The 17,799-nt window shown below is 40.4% G+C and carries 17 protein-coding genes; 4 read left to right on the forward strand and 13 right to left on the reverse strand.

From position 1 onward, the window contains the following. The first annotated feature begins 39 nt into the window (after positions 1 to 39). The gene (locus tag A361_RS12690) at positions 40 to 1,173 is read left to right on the forward strand and encodes a zinc-dependent alcohol dehydrogenase (RefSeq protein ID WP_009334618.1); all 1,134 of its coding nucleotides are present in this window, start codon (positions 40 to 42) and stop codon (positions 1,171 to 1,173) included. Positions 1,174 to 1,218: 45 nt separating this feature from the next. Here the strand turns inward: A361_RS12690 and A361_RS12695 are convergent, their stop codons facing one another. Continuing rightward, positions 1,219 to 2,076: a deoxyribonuclease IV gene (locus tag A361_RS12695; RefSeq protein WP_009334617.1), complete on the reverse strand. Its 858-nt coding sequence runs from the start codon at positions 2,074 to 2,076 to the stop codon at positions 1,219 to 1,221. 3 nt (positions 2,077 to 2,079) lie between these two features. After that, positions 2,080 to 4,656, reverse strand: a complete 2,577-nt coding sequence (locus tag A361_RS12700) for a DEAD/DEAH box helicase (RefSeq protein ID WP_019379941.1) — start codon at positions 4,654 to 4,656, stop codon at positions 2,080 to 2,082. A 207-nt stretch (positions 4,657 to 4,863) separates the two neighbouring features. Here A361_RS12700 and A361_RS12705 point away from each other — a divergent pair, with 207 nt between their 5' ends. After that, the gene (locus A361_RS12705; protein WP_019379940.1) at positions 4,864 to 5,397 is read left to right on the forward strand and encodes a YceI family protein; all 534 of its coding nucleotides are present in this window, start codon (positions 4,864 to 4,866) and stop codon (positions 5,395 to 5,397) included. Between the two features lie 185 nt (positions 5,398 to 5,582). On the opposite strand, the gene dacB is transcribed toward A361_RS12705, so the two are convergent. Beyond that, positions 5,583 to 7,067 (reverse strand): D-alanyl-D-alanine carboxypeptidase/D-alanyl-D-alanine-endopeptidase, encoded by a 1,485-nt coding sequence (dacB, locus tag A361_RS12710; protein ID WP_019379939.1) that lies wholly within the window; start codon positions 7,065 to 7,067, stop codon positions 5,583 to 5,585. A 261-nt stretch (positions 7,068 to 7,328) separates the two neighbouring features. Here dacB and A361_RS12715 point away from each other — a divergent pair, with 261 nt between their 5' ends. Then, entirely contained in the window at positions 7,329 to 7,586 is a 258-nt protein-coding gene (locus A361_RS12715; RefSeq protein ID WP_009334613.1) for a YpbS family protein, read from the forward strand. 49 nt (positions 7,587 to 7,635) lie between these two features. Here A361_RS12715 and A361_RS12720 read toward each other — a convergent pair whose 3' ends face one another. The 5 genes from A361_RS12720 to A361_RS12740 all read right to left on the reverse strand — a co-directional run bounded on the left by A361_RS12720 (position 7,636) and on the right by A361_RS12740 (position 11,041). Further along, positions 7,636 to 7,953, reverse strand: coding sequence for an MGMT family protein (locus A361_RS12720; protein WP_019379938.1), 318 nt, complete (start codon positions 7,951 to 7,953; stop codon positions 7,636 to 7,638). Positions 7,954 to 8,019: 66 nt separating this feature from the next. Beyond that, the gene (locus tag A361_RS12725) at positions 8,020 to 8,829 is read right to left on the reverse strand and encodes an endonuclease I family protein (RefSeq protein WP_019379937.1); all 810 of its coding nucleotides are present in this window, start codon (positions 8,827 to 8,829) and stop codon (positions 8,020 to 8,022) included. Further along, a complete protein-coding gene (locus tag A361_RS12730; RefSeq protein WP_019379936.1) occupies positions 8,826 to 9,791 on the reverse strand; it encodes a S8 family peptidase in 966 nt (321 codons plus the stop codon). The genes A361_RS12725 and A361_RS12730 overlap by 4 nt, the downstream gene beginning before the upstream one ends. A 199-nt stretch (positions 9,792 to 9,990) precedes the next feature. Further along, positions 9,991 to 10,503, reverse strand: a complete 513-nt coding sequence (locus A361_RS12735; protein ID WP_019379935.1) for a mismatch-specific DNA-glycosylase — start codon at positions 10,501 to 10,503, stop codon at positions 9,991 to 9,993. A 100-nt stretch (positions 10,504 to 10,603) separates the two neighbouring features. Next, entirely contained in the window at positions 10,604 to 11,041 is a 438-nt protein-coding gene (locus tag A361_RS12740; protein ID WP_019379934.1) for a peptidylprolyl isomerase, read from the reverse strand. 164 nt (positions 11,042 to 11,205) lie between these two features. Between A361_RS12740 and A361_RS12745 the strand changes: the two genes are divergently transcribed. Further along, complete coding sequence (locus A361_RS12745; RefSeq protein ID WP_009334607.1) at positions 11,206 to 11,862, forward strand: MtnX-like HAD-IB family phosphatase; 657 nt, start codon at positions 11,206 to 11,208, stop codon at positions 11,860 to 11,862. A gap of 346 nt (positions 11,863 to 12,208) precedes the next feature. On the opposite strand, the gene A361_RS12750 is transcribed toward A361_RS12745, so the two are convergent. From A361_RS12750 to A361_RS12775, 5 genes are all read right to left on the reverse strand, one after another. After that, a complete protein-coding gene (locus A361_RS12750; RefSeq protein ID WP_009334606.1) occupies positions 12,209 to 12,733 on the reverse strand; it encodes an HD domain-containing protein in 525 nt (174 codons plus the stop codon). 21 nt (positions 12,734 to 12,754) lie between these two features. Continuing rightward, positions 12,755 to 12,949 (reverse strand): hypothetical protein, encoded by a 195-nt coding sequence (locus A361_RS12755; protein WP_019379933.1) that lies wholly within the window; start codon positions 12,947 to 12,949, stop codon positions 12,755 to 12,757. Between the two features lie 197 nt (positions 12,950 to 13,146). After that, positions 13,147 to 14,309 (reverse strand): IS3 family transposase gene (locus A361_RS12760; protein WP_099049166.1). Its coding sequence is split into 2 segments (ribosomal slippage): positions 13,147 to 14,051 and positions 14,051 to 14,309, totalling 1,164 coding nucleotides; the frame shifts between segments, so codons are not numbered across the junction. Positions 14,310 to 14,416: 107 nt separating this feature from the next. After that, a complete protein-coding gene (locus A361_RS12770) occupies positions 14,417 to 16,495 on the reverse strand; it encodes a transglycosylase domain-containing protein (RefSeq protein ID WP_019379885.1) in 2,079 nt (692 codons plus the stop codon). Between the two features lie 131 nt (positions 16,496 to 16,626). Next, on the reverse strand, positions 16,627 to 17,601 hold the full coding sequence (locus A361_RS12775; protein ID WP_019379884.1) for a ring-cleaving dioxygenase: 975 nt from the start codon (positions 17,599 to 17,601) through the stop codon (positions 16,627 to 16,629). Positions 17,602 to 17,799: the final 198 nt, after the last annotated feature.

A 17,799-nucleotide genomic window follows, 5' to 3' on the forward strand; every position in this document is an offset into this window, starting at 1 on the left:
TTATACTGCTAAAAAAACTTAATTAATGGAGTGTTGAATATGAAGGCGGTCACCTATCAGGGCCCTAATCGTGTAGCTGTTACCAATGTGGATGACCCTAAGCTAGAAAAGAAAGATGATATTATCGTTAAAATTACATCCACAGCGATCTGCGGTTCTGACCTGCATTTATATCAGGGCAACATGCCTCTTCCAGAGGGTTATATTATTGGCCATGAACCAATGGGCATTGTGGAGGAAACAGGACCGGATGTAACAAAAGTAAAGAAAGGGGACAGAGTCGTAATCCCTTTCAATGTATCCTGCGGCCAGTGCATTTATTGTCAGCAGAATCAAACCAGCCAATGTGATAATTCCAACCCCCATTATGATTCAGGGGGATACTTTGGATACACAGAGAAATTCGGAAATCATCCAGGCGGGCAGGCGGAATATTTAAAAGTCCCTTTTGGCAATTATACGCCGTTTCTGGTTCCTGAATCCTGTGAATTGGAAGATGAATCTCTATTATTTTTGTCAGATGTACTTCCGACTGCCTATTGGAGTGTTGTTAACGCCGGTGTTAAAAAGGGTGATACAGTAATTGTCCTTGGCTGTGGCCCTGTTGGGTTAATGGCGCAGAAGTTTGCATGGATGGAAGGCGCGGAGCGTGTTATTGCAGTTGATTACCTTGATTATCGGATCAATCACGCAAAGGCAGCAAACAAAGTGGAAGTCTTCGAGTTCACCAAATATCCTGATATGGGGGAGCATTTAAAGGAAATTACCCATGGAGGCGCTGATGTAATAATCGATTGTGTAGGCATGGACGGGAAAAAGTCGCCCCTTGAGTTTATAGAGCAAAAATTAAAGCTTCAAGGCGGCACTCTTGGTCCCATTCAAATTGCGACAAAGGCTGTAAGAAAAACAGGAACAGTCCAAATAACCGGTGTCTATGGAGCAAACTATAATATGTTCCCTCTCGGTGCCTTCTTCACCAGAAACATTACACTTAAGATGGGACAGGCACCTGTCATACCATTTATGCCAATGCTCTATGAGAAAATTGTTAATAAAGAATTTGATCCGAAAGACATTATTACTCATAAGATTAACCTGGAAGAGGCGAGCCATGGCTACAAAATTTTCAATGGACATGAGGACGACTGCATCAAGGTAGTATTAAAGCCTTAATTGACACGACTAAAAAGCCTGCTGTATAATAGCAGGCTTTTTTAGTCATGGCTGTTTTCCCCATCTTTTAATTAGAAGTTCAACTTCTTCATGATGTTCAATTCCTTCACCAGAAGGTGTTTCCAGAATTAATGGCAATCTTTGAAATGGTTCGGTATTGACAACCTGATCAAATTGTTTCGCAGTAATATGACCTTTGTTAAATATATTGGCATGTCTGTCTTTACCTGAGCCTGCAGGATATTTGGAGTTATTTAAGTGAATGGCTTTAAGATGATTGAAATAGCCCAACTCTTCCCCTTTTTTAAGAAAATCATTTAGATTTTCTCCATTCCAGAGATTGCTGGCAAAGGCATGGCAAGTATCCAGACAAAAACCAATCTGATCCCGGTGTTCACACAGGCTCCGAACCTGAACAAGCTCCTCCATCGTTGTACCCATTGACCCGGGGTGGCCAGCAGTGTTTTCAAGCAGGATCAAGCAAGGGTCTTCCCAGTGAGAGAGGATTTGATTAAGCATCTCGATCATTAAATGATATCCTGCAAGCGGATCCTTTTTGTTGATTGGGTTTCCGAAATGTACAACCACTCCTGCCGAGCCACAGGCACTGGCAATTTCCAGATCATTCAGCAAAGACTTAATCGTCAGCTCTTGCTTCTCCGGCTGCGGTGTGAGGCTGGTTGGATATGGAGTATGTGCAATCGAAAAGATTTCATGCTCTTTGCAAAACGCCCTGCAAAGAGCTGCATCCTCCCGATTAAAATCCTTTACACTCAAGCTTCTTGGATTCTTCGGAAAGTACTGAAAGGCAGAAGCATTCATGGCCTTTGCAGCTTTTGCAGCTCCTAAATATCCTTCCCTTATGCTTACGTGACAGCCAAATAACATCCTGATCCCATCCATTCATTACCTTCTATAATAATTATATCTTCTCCTTGAACGTGAAGAATGACATTCATCACAGATTTGATATTCGTGTTCCCAGGGCAGTTTTTTGCCGCACTTTCTGCATTTTCTTGAGAGCTCTTTTATATCGGTTTTTAGTCTTTCGTGAACATGATCGCTGATTTCTTCCCTTAATCTTTCCCAATATAACGCTTCTGTTCTCTGCTCAAGACGATACAGGAACAGCAAATGCAGGCCTATTGCTTTATAAGTCAATTCCAGCTCTTCCAGATTACGGTTCTTAATTCTGGGCTCTGGAAGCTCCTCGCCATCAATAATGGCATACATGGTCTCTTCCCATTGACGGACAAGATCATGTTCTTTTTTTGAGAATGGCAGATGGAGAAAACCATACAGGTCCATTAGTCCAAGCTTTGCTTCAATTTCTGTTCCGCGTATCCTTTCATATAGGTCTCTCTCCTCTGTTAATGCCGCTTTTTTGGTTCCTCTGGGGCTCTCAAACTTATCCCAAAGCTCAAAGAATGATCCGAGATCGCGGTAATACCTTTGGAATCTTTCAAATACTGTATTTGTTGGGGCTATGGCAAAGCTGTGGACCGGGGCATCCTCCATTTCAAGCAAGGCCTTCATTCTTTTGATATCTTTTGTAAAAGCAACTTTTCCAATGTTATAAAGCCCTTTTCGCCCTGCCCTTCCAGCAATTTGCTTAACCTCCTGTGAAGTAAGGGTTCTCCTTTTCGTTCCGTCAAACTTATCATTTTCCAAAAAAACAATTCTCCGGATAGGCAGGTTGAGTCCCATCCCAATGGCATCAGTGGATACGATGACGGAAGTTTCTCCCTTTGTAAAACGCTGGACTTGTTTTTTTCTGGTTTCAGGAGGCATCGCTCCATAAATCATGCTTACTGAGTGCCCTTCCTGCTGAAGCCTTGAGGCAGTTTCAAGCACTCTCTTTCTTGAAAAACAGATGAGTGCATCGCCTTTTCGTACATGACTGAATTTAAATTCCTTTGCTTCGACTTCAAGAGGTATATCCCGGCTGTATTCATTCAATTCAATATCTGCTTCGCCAAGAAGCTGGAGCATCATGCTTTTAGCGCTGCGGCTGCCAATGATATGGACTTCATTTGCATTTGCCTTGGTAATGGCTTTATACCAAGAGAAGCCTCTGTCCTTATCCGTGATCATTTGGGCTTCATCAATGACAATGACGTCGTAATAGTCCTTTTCGTAGAACATTTCAACCGTGCTGGAAAGATGCTCAGAACCGGCAACTGCCTTTTCCTCTTCACCGGTTTTCAAAGAACAGGGTATACCTTCGCGGTTCAGTTTATCATATACTTCCAGTGCCAACAGCCTTAAAGGTGCCAGATACATGCCGCTTTGGGCTGATTTCATTCCTTCAAGGGCATGATGTGTTTTCCCTGTATTGGTTTCACCAATATGAAGTACATACCTTTTGGCCCGTTCCACAGAGGGGCTGTATTCCTGCCCGAATATATATTCGAGCATGCGTTCCTCTTCTTCTTTCTTCCGCTGCTGCTCAGCCAATTCTTCTGCTATTTTTCTTTCTCTGTCAGCAATATCCTTCTCGAGCAGATCTTTATGGACTTCAGGGTCAAACGGTATATCCGCAAGCCTCAGCAGATCTTCAATATATTCCTCCTGAATGCTTTCAAAAAAGCTTTCATCAAGATCCTGAAGGGTATGGGCCATTAACTTCTTCACCGACTTACCGGTCAGCGGTTTCTGATAAGCGTCTTCATATTCCTCGAATAAATGATGCGGAAGGTTCTGCAGGACGAGCGATTGCAGAGAATCGGACAGATATCCTGATATATGGTTCTTATAGACATAGTAATAGGCTTCATATTCAAAGTAACCTTTACCTCCATACAATGCTTTATGGATATTTCCTGTCAGCTCATCAAGGAATTCCCCCATTACAGTATAATCACCTGCATCAAAGCTGCCTGTCTCTTCAAGCTTTTCCTCCAGAGCAAAGGTATCCGCTTTTTGATATCTTATCTTGTTTCTAAAATCGGAAACCAGCTGCTTTGAAGCCATATGTCTGACATGAAGATAAAGAAGGCTATAATCTCTTTCAATAATTTCATCAATATTCTTTTCAATATCTTCGCGGATTCGATACTTCTTTCGCTGAAGCAGCTCCTCTTCTGCTTTATGCAGATAATGAGCCCGTGCATTCTCATAGCGCCCAGCCCATGCTTCATTATTGTTTTCAAAGAGGTCATTAAGCCAGTCCAAACTGTTAAAAGGCTGATAATCCCTTATTTCAGTCCGGAATAAGTGATTGATTATTTTCCTGTCAACATTTTCGGTGTCGTACCCTTTTTCACTTAGATATTTCTTTTTTTCATGCTTGGATATTTTGGCAGTGATTTTATTCAGCCATACATTTACCCAGATTTGATCGATATAATGAAATCTTTCAGAAAGATATTCCTTATAGGAGGGCATCGACTCTTTACTGCCCAGATAGCGGTCGGCATCCTCCAGGATTTTTATTTTTGTATGCTCTGCAGCATTATTGTAAATCTGTTCAAGCTGATTCATGGTTCGTTCCCCTTTAAACATCACTAAACCGTAATGTAATGATTATGACTTAGGTTATGTATGATATTGATAATTTAAGTAGTCTTCATTTTACCATCTTTTGAAAAAATATCATTGACATAAAACTTAAACCGGCATATAATTTATCTAGAATTAAAATATCTTGAATTCAAAACAAATGAATTCGAACTATTGGAGGAGAAAAATATGGCTAAAACAAAATGGGCAGTTGATCCTGCGCACAGCAGTGTGGATTTTTCTATCAAGCATATGATGATCGCAAACGTGAAAGGCAGCTTTAATAGCTTTGATGCAGAAATAACTGCAGATCCTGCAGATTTAACAACTGCTGATATTAAATTCAATGTTTCACTTTCAAGTGTTGATACACGCAATGAAGATCGTGACAACCACCTGCGTTCTGCGGACTTCTTTGATGTTGAGAACCACCCGAAAATGACCTTTAAATCAACAAGCATTGTAAGCAAGGGTGATGATGAATATGATGTTACCGGCGATCTTACAATTCATGGTGCAACAAAAACAGAAACCTTCACTGTGACATATGAAGGATCAGGCAAAGATCCATGGGGTAATGAAAAAGTCGGCTTTACTGCTGCTGGAGCAATCAAACGAAGCGACTATGGCTTAACCTGGAATTCAGCCCTTGAAACAGGCGGAGTACTTGTTGGAGATAAAGTGAAAATTGACCTGCAGATACAGGCAGCAAAAGCAGAATAAGACAGAAAAAGGGCAGGTATACCGGCGAAATGGTAACCTGCCCTTTTTCTAAATAGTTAAGAATGTGCAAATTCTGAAGTTAGATAATTGTCTCGGCTCCCGGGTCTAAGCGTGTCTAGTTTCGGGCTTTTAAAAGCTTGAGGTCATAAGCCGATAGGCGGACGGCTTCAGCTTTTCTATACTGTTTATTGATCGGCTAATAACGTGGCAATTTTGTCTTCTATAACCTTACCTTGACCGCCATCAGTTAAGTTATTCAGAATAACAGAAAAGATAAGTTCTTCCCCGCTGGCCGTCTTAACATATCCTGATAATGAACTGACTGTTGAGATGGAACCTGTTTTTGCTTTGACATTTCCGTCGGCATTGGTGTTTTTCATGCGATTTCTAAGAGTTCCCCCCACCATCCGGTCTGTATTGCCGGCAATCGGCAATGAGTTCAAATAGGAGCTGAACCATTCTTCGTCCTGGACTTCGAAAAGAAGTTTTGAGATTTCATTTGCCGGAATTAAGTTTACATGTGAGATTCCGGAACCGTCCCGGAGCACGAGGGTTTCCTTATTTATTCCAAGGGCTTCTGCTTGTTCTTCTAATACCTCGAGCCCTTTTTCCCAGCTGCCTTCTCCTTTTACAGCTTTGCCCATTTCCTTGATTAATGTTTCCGCATGGCCGTTATTGCTTAATTTCATGAATGGTATGAGCAAATCTTTGATAGGCATGGATTTATGCTCAGCAAATAGTTTTGCGTCTTCTGGAGCAGTGCCAGCTTCAGTTTTCCCTTTGATTTTAATGCCTTGTTCAGCGAGAGAGCGCTTCAATAGATCCAACGCGTAGCCAGTAGGCTCCCATACAGCGATCCATTCCCTTGAACGGCTGCCTTCAACTGGAATTTCTCCTTCAATTGTAACTGTGTTCGTACCATGATCTCTTTCAATATGGATATCCTTCTTTTCGTCTTTAGAGACGGTTTTAGCCTTATTGACGATCTTTATGTAATCTGTTTCCGGCTCCATTTTTACAATCGGTTCCTGCCCGGCTTTTTCTCCGGGATAAACCTCTACAATTACTGTGCCTGCGTCATAGTCCTCGTTGGGGGAGGCTGTAAGTGCCGAAACTTGTCCGCCATAATACCATGATTCATCGCTCCATGATAGATCGGTGGAATAGCGTATATCATCATACCACGTGTCATCACCGATCAGGCTGCCATGAATAACTTTAATGCCTGCTTCTTTTACTTTAACGGCAAATGAATCAAAATCCTTCTTTAAAAGGGTTGGGTCTCCTTTTCCTTTTAAGATCAAGTCACCTTGAAGTGTCTTTCCCTTTATTGAACCTGTATGAAGAAGTTCTGTTGTGAACTGATAATTTTCTCCCAATGTTTCTAGAGCCGCTGCTGCTGTCAGAAGCTTCATATTAGAAGCCGGTCTTAAACGTATATCCCCGATATGGTCGTATACCAGCTCGCCTGTTTCTGCATTGCGTATACTGACTCCTGCAAGCCCCCCCTGAAGAATTGGATCATTATTAAGCATTTGGTTTAACTGCTGTACAAGTTCGCTGCCTTCTTCCGTTGCTTGGACTTGAGGCGATTCAGGCTGAGCAAAAGGAACAAGTGCCAGCATAAATACCAGCAATAAACTGATATTTATTTTTACACTCTTTTTCATATGTATTAAACCACCTTCCATTTTTGTTTCTTAACCTTTTCTCCTTAGAAAGGTGTGTTTCCTTTATTTCCATAATGAGGAAAAAGAATCAATTTTTAATTTACTTAACTATTTTATTCTCCACTGCAGAAGTTATGAGGACTGGCTATTATTTCTAATTTTTTCTAAAATAAATATTATCCTACTAAGAAGATTTATTCTTAAAATGGTATTAGAAAATGGTATGATAAAAGCAGGTGAATTTTTTAAGGGGTGGAAAGTATGAGTGTACATAAAGCAATTTCAGAACATGTAGGAAAGCAGAATAAGATTATAACGAAATTTGCTGCCCTGGAACAGCAGCGCGAATACTATATTGAGCAAGCATTGGATCTATGCAGGCGAGGACTTCCTTTTTCTGCGGATAAGATAAATGAAGTAACTGCTGAAATCAATGAACTTTCTAAACAGGGAATTATACCTGCTAGAAAGTATGTAACAATTGAGATGATTGAGGAATATGCATCAAAGACAAAATAGGTACTTATGATCATAAAGAAGCGTGACTTCTAATTGAATGCACGCTTCTTTATATTTGCTGTGAGGATTCGTGGGCAAATTCCTGCAAATCAAGTCTTTTATTTATATTAAAATGTATCCCCTCATTTTCTAATAGTTCTCTCTGAATGTCATGCAAATCTCCGTCTTTAAACCCAATTTCCCCTTTCCCATTCACAACCCGATGCCACGGAAGCTGATGCTTTTCACTTTGGGTATGAAGGATCCGGACCACCTGTCTAGCTCCTCGGGGGCTCCCGGCCAGCCTTGCGATTTGCCCGTATGTCATGACTTTTCCTCTTGGGATGTTTTTAATGATTTTTATAACTTTTTCTGTGAATGGCTGCACATGATTGCTCCTTTTTTATCTTATATTATAAAACAAACCCGCCTGAGTTTCAGGCGGGCTCTCTTATTATCCTAACATTTTCTTAGCATGTTCCGGAAAATCAATAAATGGGTTGCGGTTTCCCTGGAGTTCTTGAATGGCAGCGTTTCTATGCTTTTCATATATAGTCACTGGATATTCTGCATGCCATCTCAGCAAAATCTGCATATCCATCTTTTCTTCGATTTTAATTACTTTTTTATATCTGACAGCAAAATAGAATACTGCTCTTGCGGCAATACCCTTTCCATATTCAGGCTCAAACTTTTCCTGTTCTGCCATTCCGCATCCGTTCCTGATACTCTCAGCCTCGAAATCCGGAGCATAGGTTTCAAAATCAAAGTAGGGGAAGTTGCTTCTCATACTGTTGCATGCCGGTTCACAGGCAAACAGGTGATGGAGATCCCCTCTCATTGGCTGCCTTTCCTCAAACCAGGATTGTGGAATGACATGTTCGGTATTAAAAATTACTCTTTTAATGCTGCTATAGCCGCTTTCCTGAATCGACTGCAGAAGCTTGAGATCCTGGTCAATGGCTTTAAGCGGGTCCATCCCTTTCCCGGAATATAAACTTTTTAGCTTGAGATTTTCCTGCAGATCCACCCATGGATATACATACTGGTGGGGTGAGTAATCCAATTGCCGGTTATGGGTACGAACCACCAGAGTATGGATTTGTTCTGGGATGTCTTCTTTTTCTAAATCAAGGGTGCTGTAGTAATCCTCCAGATTGATTTTATCCTTCTGAGCATCGTAATAGGGTTCATTCTGAGCATTTTCAATATACTTTGACTGAGCCTCTGCCCATGCGGCTGAAATATTGTTCACTTTAATCATATAGCATTATGGACCATGGATTTGAATTTTTGGTCAAAGATCCCGGCTAAATGCTCAGGTACGGTTAAATAAACAAGACCGTTTCCTTCCAGTTTAGGCGAATTGCCTAATGGAACTGTCCTTCTGATTAATTGTGCATATAGTTCTGGTTCTGAAAGCTTTCTTTCAAATTGCTTGTTTGCTAAATCTTTGATTAGGGCCAGCGCACCTGAAACGTGTGGTGCTGCCATTGAAGTGCCGCTAAGCGTTGCGTATTTCCCGTTTAAGAAGGTAGATAATATCTCTTCACCAGGTGCCACCAAATCAATTTCATTATGTGAGTTTGTAAATTCGGAAGAATCCCTCTCAAGGTTTACAGCACCCACACTAATCACCTCATTGTAGCAGCCAGGATAAGCAAACTCGTCTGTAGAATCGTCCCCATCCCCTTCATTTCCTGCTGCGCAGACGACAAGGATATTCTTTTTAACAGCCGCTTTTATCGCATCATGCAGTTCAGGAACATCGGCTGGTCCGCCAAGTGACATGGAAATGATATCAGCATTTTGTTCGATGGCATAATGAATGCCATTGATGATCCATTCATATTGGCCGGAACCATCCTTATTTAAGACCTTCACAATAAGGAGATCTGCTTCAGGAGCTACCCCAATGACACCAGCATCGTTTTCATGCGCAGCGATAGTTCCAGCAACATGTGTGCCGTGGCCATTATAGTCTTTGAAAATATTTGGATCGCTGTTATCGTCATCTGTAAAATTCCGTCCTCCTGTTATTCGATCCTTCAGATCAGCATGGCTTAGGTCGCATCCGGTGTCCAAAACAGCAATTTTAATTCCTTTTCCTTTTGTTTCGTTCCACATTTTTGGCGCCTGTATTAAATCCACGCCTTTTGGAACTTCCAAAACTTCCTCTTCCTGACGAATCACCTTAAAAGGAATAACACGAACATATTGCTCCATTTCTTTCCCTCCTTAAGAGATTAAATTGAAGCTGGTTCTTGCTGTTGAATCTATTTTAACAATTCTGAATATTAATTAACAGTACCGTTGGTAGGGGAAATTACTAGAATAATGTTTGTGAAAAAGGAAGAATGTGTGCTATTTGCCCTATGAAATGGCATTAGGCTGACCAGGCGGCAAACCATTCAAGTAACTGGTTTTATATGAGAGTTTTTAATAGCTTCGGAATCTCCGCATAGATTTGAATGATTTCATCCATTTTCATTCGGACCAGTCCAGAAGACGAAGGAGCAGCAAAATCAATTGTTCCGGGAACCACAGATTCCTCCTGTACTCCCCATGGCAGCTTCTTTTTGCGGCTGTATTCCTGATATACTCCTTTTCCAACAAAGCAAATGACTTTTGGCTTAAGTTCAACTACTTTTTTAATCAGTTCTTCTCTGCCTTCTTTATATTCTTCCTTTGTTATTTCGTCCGCTGCTTTAGTTGGCCTGGAAACAATATTTGTCATCCCATATCCCAGATCCAATAATTTATAGTCCTCCGCTGCGCTGTATCTTCTGGGAGTTAACCCCGATTCATGGAGAATTTTCCAAAACCGGTTATTAGGATTTGCAAAATGATGACCTGTTTCTCCTGAACGGATACTCGGATTGAAGCCGACAAAAAGCAAATCAAGATTTTCTTTTAAATGATCTTTTATAGGCTCCATATAATCATCCTTTCATTATTGGCAAGGTACTTTTATATTATATAAAATCACCTGGGTATAAAACAAAAAAGAGCCATTTCGGCTCTTTTTGCTGAACTATTTATCCTTCAAAAATTTCAACTTTCTCCATAACATCGCCATTTCTCATCGCTTTGACTGCTTCAATGCCTGAAGTTACTTTTCCAAAAACAGTGTGAACACCGTTTAGATGAGGCTGTGGCTCATGAACGATAAAGAACTGGCTTCCGCCTGTATCGCGGCCCGCGTGTGCCATAGATAGTGAACCTTCTTCATGCTTATGAGGGTTGCCTTCTGTTTCACATTTGATTGTATATCCAGGTCCGCCAGTTCCTGTTCCATTAGGGCAGCCTCCTTGGCTTACAAACCCAGGAATTACACGATGGAAAGACAAACCATTATAAAAGCCTTCGTTCGCAAGCTTTTTGAAATTTTCAACTGTCCCTGGTGCCGCTTCAGGATATAGTTCAAATTCAACCTTTTCACCGTTTTTCATTAATATGTATCCTTTTTCTGCCATACTAATCATCTCCTTATGTAAAAATCAAATTAATAATACCATTAATCTCTCCAGGAATAAAATTAAAAGACGTTTTTTCACTGATTGAAAATAAATAACAAAGGGTAAAGTTAAAATAGCATAGCAGCATAAAAAGCAGAAATGTCTTATTGGAGGTTTATAGAATGAAAAAGTGGGCTTTTGTCTCAGATTTTGACGGAACAATATCAAAAAGAGACTTCTATTTGATTATGATGGATAAATATTTTCCGGAGGGGCGCAAGCTGATGCCCAAATGGAAGGCTGGGGAGATAAAGGATATCGACTTTTTGAATAAAGTCTTCACTTCCATCAATCAGGATGAAGAACAAATTGTAAACGATATTTATTCAATAGAAATTGATGAATATGTACCTGACTTTATCAAAAAGGTTCAGCAGAACGGCGGAGATTTTTATATTTTGAGTGCTGGCACAGACTATTATATTTATCACCTATTAAAAAAATATGGAGTGGAACATGTAAAGGTTTTTTCGAATGAAGGGCATTATCATGAGAAGAATGTGCACATGAATATAGATGAGAATCATCAGCATTACTCTGAAAGATATGGCATTGATAAATCGAAGGTCATTCAGGACTTAAAGAAGGAATATGAAACTGTGTTTTTTATTGGGGACAGTGAACCGGATTCCCACCCCGCGGAGTATGCTGACATTACTTTTGCCAAAAATGGGCTTCAGGATCTTCTTCGGAAAAAAGACATAGCATTTGTGCCGGTAGAAGAATTTAGAGAAGTGGAAAATTATTTAAAGGAAAAAGGCATATTGCCAAATGCATAATCTTCTCGCCAGGGCAAATCCGCTTTTATTGCCCTGGCATGTTTGTATGTACTTAACCAAATAGCTCCAAGAATAATATTAGGATAAATATGATAAATGCATAAAATGAGAGATGCAGAAATACAGTTGTTAATTTAAATTTGATTTCTTCCACATTAAATGACTGTTGTCTTCGAGTCCTTGCTCTCACTGCCGCAACACCATCCCTGGACATAATAATATTGATAATCGGATTATTTCTATCATAAATTATATTTCTTCATGAAATAGGCGCTTCCCTTCAAAAAATAACAGTTTATAAGTAACGGATTTCCTGGGGAAGCGCATAACATGACAGAAATTTAGGTTATTCTTCTTTTTTCTTAAGGTAATCATCAATCTTATTATCGAGTATTTCGAGGCTTTTCATAGCCCGCCCAAAATCGAGTTCACGATAATGATGCGCTCCTCCGGGTTCTTCATCTTTTTCATCTGCCAATTTGACTATGGATTGCAGCGGAGTTCTTACAACCTCACCGCCAGGCAGAAATGAATCCGTGTGAAAAAGGATGGCTAAGGCTATTTCTTTAGCTTTAATCGGGTTTTCTCCAAGCCTGATTAGGAGTTTGTGTGCCCGCTCAGCACCTTTAATGGCATGAATGTCATTCAGCCGGTAAAGGTCGTAATCCCACTTTCCATTTTTGTACCAGGTATAATGGCCAATGTCATGCATGAAACCTGCTTTAGCCGCGGAATCAACGTCTTCTCCGGATTCTTGTGCGAGCTGGAAAGCATGATAGGCAACTGCAATAGCATGAGCGATGCCGGAGCGTGTAATATATTTCTGTGCGATCCGATGCTGATATATGTCGGTTAGTTTTACATCTCTCATGTAATCCCCCTCCAATCAGGATTAAAATTTCTTATTGAGTTGTTTTTGCTTATTCATTACTTCATATGATTTTTCAATAATATCTGTTAAAACGTCGCCTTTATAAATCCTGCCGAGTTTCGTGTTTTCCTGATAATAATCAACAATTTCATCGAGCATATTTGAAGTCTCTCTTGTTATGCGGACGTTAAGCTGAATACGGGTTTCTCCACTCATTTGAATCCTCCTAGCCATTAATATCTGAAAGCTAGCAACGCGCTAGCATATGCTGTCGTTTTGTTAGTGTGTGCTATAAATATTTAGATTACACTGTTTTCCTGAATTATTCCAGTATAAAGTTTACTTGAAACACAAAAAGAGAGAATGGCTATTTGCACATAACCCTGTCAAGTAGACATTGAAAAAAGAGTATACTAAGCTGCGGCCTTTTCTCGATATTCTATCGGGGAAAGGTCGTTTAATTTACTTTGAAAACGGTCTTGATTGTAAAAATGTATATAATCCTGAATTGCTACGTAAGCTTCTTCCATTGTTTTGGGACGTACTAAATAAACTTTCTCCGTCTTTAAATGAGAAAAGAAACACTCTATACAAGCATTATCATGACAGTTTCCTCTTCTTGAATGGCTGCCTATAACTTGGAGGTCCTCCTTCACTTGTTTTTCGTATGCTTTGGTTGTATATTGAAACCCCTGATCTGAGTGGATTAAAGCATTTTTTGCGAACTGCTTGCCTTCTAGCTGTTTTATAGTATCTATGACTAACTTAAGATCGTTCCTTTCAGATAACTGCCATGAAACAATTTCATTGTTATATAAGTCTAAAACAGCTGACAGATAGACAAACTCATCCCCAACTCGGATGTAAGTAATATCTGTGACGAGTTTTTCATACGGTTTTTCAGCAAAGAACTCCCGATTTAAGACATTGGGAAATAAAACGGATCCTTTTCGTCCATAGAATGGACGTTTCTTGCGAATGACAGAACGAATACCTAATTCCCTCATTAATCTTCTGACCCGTTTATGATTAGCTACAATTCCCTCCCGGGAAAGAGCCCTTGTCATTCGTTTATATCCGTAGTAAGGATGCATTTTGTGGATGGCTAAGATATGCTCTTTTACTAAAATATTCTCCTCAAGACGGATTCTTCGTATAGGATTTGTATTGCGCCACTTGTAATATCCTGCTTTTGAAACTTCCCCAATTTTCAGTAGCCACGCAAGGGGATACTTTTCCCTTAAATTATCAATAATTTGAAATCGATCTGCTTTTAGGACCATTCCTTCCCATGTAGATTTGGATTGCGCTTTTTTAAGTATTCCACCTGCGCTTTCAGATAGGCATTCTCTTCTTCCAAATTATTAAAGTTTTTCTTATTCCAATGCCCACGCTGGTCATCAAATGATTCTCCGTTTCGTACTTTTTTAACCCAATTTGCAATTTGGGCATCACTTTTAATACCAAAATGTTCTCGAAGCTGTTTATAAGACCATTTCTCCTCCAACTTCAAACGAACAACTTCTCGCTTAAACCCCTCTGTATAGGTTTTAAAGGTTTGTCCTTTTTTGGCCATAGAAAAAACCCCTCCAAGTAGACTAGTAAGAACATCATATCATGTTCTCTTTTTTTACTGTCTACCTGAAGGGGATAATAACAATTTTGGCCATTCTCTCTTTTCTTTTAATTGCTGAATTGATCCCATTTGTCTTTCAGGTATCTGCCGAATTCCTCAAGTTCCTGCTTGCCTTCGCTCAATTTTTCCTTCCAAATGGGAAGATCCTCCCTCAATTTGCCTTCAAATTTTTCCGCCTGTTCTTTAATGGTTTGTCCAATTTCCTCTGTTAATTCCTTTTTTTCCAGCTTTTCATTTATCGATTTAGTAGTAAATTCCTCTTCCTGCATATATGGCAGGCTTGATTCCATAATCGCTCTAAATACAGGTACTGCTGTTTCAGAGCTGCTTTTTGACAGATAATGTTCCCTGTCAGTCTGGTCATACCCCAGCCAAACGGCGCCAACCAAATTCGGCGTATAGCCAACAAACCACTGATCTTTCGTTCCGTTAATGTCTTTATATGGGAGCTGGGTTGATCCCGTTTTTCCGGCAATTTGAACTCCTTCTATCTTTGTTGCGCTTCCTGTACCCGTTTCAACCACATTTAACAGCATGGAAGTCATTTGATTCGATACTGTTTTTGTCGTAACCTTAACTGTTTCTTTGTCGCGTTCGGCAATGATGCTGCCTGTTGGGCCTACTATTTTCGTAATTAAATGGGCATCCTGCCGCTTTCCGCCATTTGGAAATGCAGCATATGCTTCTGCCATCTTTAAGGGTGAGACGCCTTTTCTCATCCCGCCTAAGGCAATCCCTAAATATTCATCTTCTTTTTCAAGCGGTATGCCGAACCTGTCAAGTGCATCCAGACCTTTATCAAGTCCAATTTCATTAAGGAGCCAAACCGCTGGGACATTGATAGAGTCTTCCACAGCTTTATACATGGACACTTCGCCCGCGTATTGTCCGGATGCATTAGCTGGTGTGTAATCTCCATATGTCACTTTTTCATCTTTAAGCATGGATGTTGGTGAGTAGCCTTCTTCAAGTGCTGGTGTGTAGACAGCTAGTGGCTTAAGTGTTGATCCAGGCTGGGCCTTGATGTGTGTGGCCCTGTTGAATCCTCTGAATACATGTTCACCTCTGCCTCCGACAAGCCCTCTGACACCCCCTGAAGCAGGATCAAGAAGGACAGCTCCACTCTGGACGATCTCTCCGTTCATTCCTGGAGGGAAGATTGAGTCCTTTTCATAAACATTTTCCAGGCTTGATTGCAGATTTTGATCCATTTCCGTATATATTTTGTATCCTCTAGTAAAGATTTCTTCCTGGGTTAATCCGTACTTATTTATAGCTTCATCCAGTACGGCATCAACATAGTAGGGGTATTTTCTTTCTTGCTTGCTTCGTGTCCCTTCCTTTAATTGGATCTTTTCATTTACAGCGTCCTTATACTCTTCGGCTGAAATCATCTTGTGCTCTTTCATCTTTCCAAGTACAACATTTCTTCTTTTCATTGCCCGTTCGTAATGATTGTAAGGATCGAGCGCAGAAGGCGATTGGAGCAGCCCTGCAAGCAGTGCGCTTTCGCTTATGCTCAGTTCCTTTGGGGTTTTGCTGAAATATTTATTGGATGCTTGTTCGATTCCCCATGAACCGCTTCCGAAGTATACCTGATTTAAATACATTTGCAGGATTTCATCTTTTTTATAATTTTTTTCGATTTCTACGGCCAGAAACAGCTCTTCAGCTTTTCGCTTATACGTCTGTTCAGGGGAAAGCAAAGCATTTTTGGCCAGCTGCTGAGTAATCGTACTTCCCCCGCCCGTTATGCCACCAGCAAATAAATTGCCAAAAAAGGCTCTGGCAATTCCTTTAATATCAAATCCGTTATGCTTATAAAAGCGTTCATCTTCAATCGCAATTACGGCATTGCCTACATGATCCGGCAATTCTTCAATATTTGCACCCTCTGCCCTATTCTCGGCAAGTCCTGCAGCAGCATCGCCATCTTTATCGTAAATAACAGTTGACTGCCTTAAACCTTCTTTTAAGGTCTCCACGTTTGCTGTAGCTGCCAGAAATGCAAAAAATAGAATGGTTAAAAGTATTATTGTTAGTGTTAAAAGAAGCAGGATTTGTGTCAGGTGTTTTTTTCGCCAAAACCCAGCAAAAACTTCTTTGAAACGCTGAAATTTTTCCATGATGACTCCTTCTCTATTCTTTAAGTTCCATTATTATATCCCCTTATTATATATTAAACGAACAAACTCCATAAAAAGTTTCAACTTCAAAAGGAAGGGACGAACACTTTTGTTCATCCCTAAACACTATTCTATTCACTTTTCGTGTCCAGTGGTGTAATCTTTGCCTCGATTTCCTCCCGGCTGTCTTCAATATATGGGGGTAGTGCCAGCTTTTCTCCCAATTGCTCGAAAGGTTCATCTGCTTCGAATCCAGGTCCGTCTGTTGCCAGTTCAAAAAGAATACCGTTTGGTTCCCGGAAATATAAAGATTTGAAATAATACCTCTCCACAAAACCGGAGCTTGCAATCCGTAATTCTTTCAGTTTTCGTACCCAGTTTCTTAATTCATCTTCATTTTCCACCCGAAAAGCAACATGGTGGACACTTCCGCGGCCTGGACGCTGCTTGGGCAAGTCATGGCTTTCTTTAATATGAATTTCTGCCCCGTTTCCTCCTTCACCGGTTTCAAATACAACTACAGTATCTTCATCCAAAGAATATTCTCCTATTCTCCGATATTCCATTACTTCTGTAAGCAGATTTGCGGTGGGTCCGAGTTCAGAGACGGTGAGCATTACGGGTCCAAGCCCGATTATACCGTGGTTTGGAGGAACGGCAGCTCGATCCCATGGCTTCCCGCCTTTTACTCCTTTATTATTTTGATCGGAAATCAGGGCCAAACGCTGCCCTTCGAAATCTTCAAAGAACAGCATCTTCTTTCCGTTTGCTTCTCTTATTTCTCCATGTAAAACTTCTTGTTCTGATAGTCTCTTTTTCCAATAAAGAAGCGATTCATCAGATGGCACACGCAGAAATGTACAAGTTATACTGTCCGTCCCCCTGTAAGTGCGGCCAGCATTTTTGATTTCAAAAAACGTTAAGTCAGTGCCAGGGTTACCCCTTTCATCCGCATAAAATAAATGATACATCGTGGTATCATCCTGGTTTACTGTCTTCTTAACAAGCCGCATTCCAAGGATTCTGGTGAAAAATTCATAGTTCTTCTGAGCATTGGCTGTTATGGCAGAGACATGATGCTGGCCTTTTAATGGTTTCATATTCATATGATCACAACCCTAATCAATGTATTTTAGGTATATTTTGATTGAACAATGAAAGGAATGCAACGGAAGAGCACAAAAAACTCTTGTTTCTTTTATAGAATAATGCTATATTAGTAAAGCGATGAGCTAATTGCATAAGACGACTGACAAGCCTAACTGGCAATGCACTATGTGGAGTGCAGTCGGGTCGCCGCAATA

It is taken from the genome of Cytobacillus oceanisediminis 2691 (genome assembly GCF_000294775.2).
In the GTDB taxonomy this organism is placed as follows: domain Bacteria; phylum Bacillota; class Bacilli; order Bacillales; family Cytobacillaceae; genus Cytobacillus; species Cytobacillus pseudoceanisediminis.

Coding starts and splice junctions, on each gene's coding strand:
- A361_RS12715 (WP_009334613.1), top strand. CDS start 7,329: ATGAGTGTACATAAAGCAATTTCAGAACATGTAGGAAAGCAGAATAAG.
- A361_RS12695 (WP_009334617.1), bottom strand. CDS start 2,076: ATGGATGGGATCAGGATGTTATTTGGCTGTCACGTAAGCATAAGGGAA.
- dacB (WP_019379939.1), bottom strand. CDS start 7,067: ATGAAAAAGAGTGTAAAAATAAATATCAGTTTATTGCTGGTATTTATG.
- A361_RS12775 (WP_019379884.1), bottom strand. CDS start 17,601: ATGAATATGAAACCATTAAAAGGCCAGCATCATGTCTCTGCCATAACA.
- A361_RS12735 (WP_019379935.1), bottom strand. CDS start 10,503: ATGGAGCCTATAAAAGATCATTTAAAAGAAAATCTTGATTTGCTTTTT.
- A361_RS12725 (WP_019379937.1), bottom strand. CDS start 8,829: ATGATTAAAGTGAACAATATTTCAGCCGCATGGGCAGAGGCTCAGTCA.
- A361_RS12740 (WP_019379934.1), bottom strand. CDS start 11,041: ATGGCAGAAAAAGGATACATATTAATGAAAAACGGTGAAAAGGTTGAA.
- A361_RS12700 (WP_019379941.1), bottom strand. CDS start 4,656: ATGAATCAGCTTGAACAGATTTACAATAATGCTGCAGAGCATACAAAA.
- A361_RS12745 (WP_009334607.1), top strand. CDS start 11,206: ATGAAAAAGTGGGCTTTTGTCTCAGATTTTGACGGAACAATATCAAAA.
- A361_RS12730 (WP_019379936.1), bottom strand. CDS start 9,791: ATGGAGCAATATGTTCGTGTTATTCCTTTTAAGGTGATTCGTCAGGAA.
- A361_RS12755 (WP_019379933.1), bottom strand. CDS start 12,949: ATGAGTGGAGAAACCCGTATTCAGCTTAACGTCCGCATAACAAGAGAG.
- A361_RS12750 (WP_009334606.1), bottom strand. CDS start 12,733: ATGAGAGATGTAAAACTAACCGACATATATCAGCATCGGATCGCACAG.
- A361_RS12705 (WP_019379940.1), top strand. CDS start 4,864: ATGGCTAAAACAAAATGGGCAGTTGATCCTGCGCACAGCAGTGTGGAT.
- A361_RS12770 (WP_019379885.1), bottom strand. CDS start 16,495: ATGGAAAAATTTCAGCGTTTCAAAGAAGTTTTTGCTGGGTTTTGGCGA.
- A361_RS12690 (WP_009334618.1), top strand. CDS start 40: ATGAAGGCGGTCACCTATCAGGGCCCTAATCGTGTAGCTGTTACCAAT.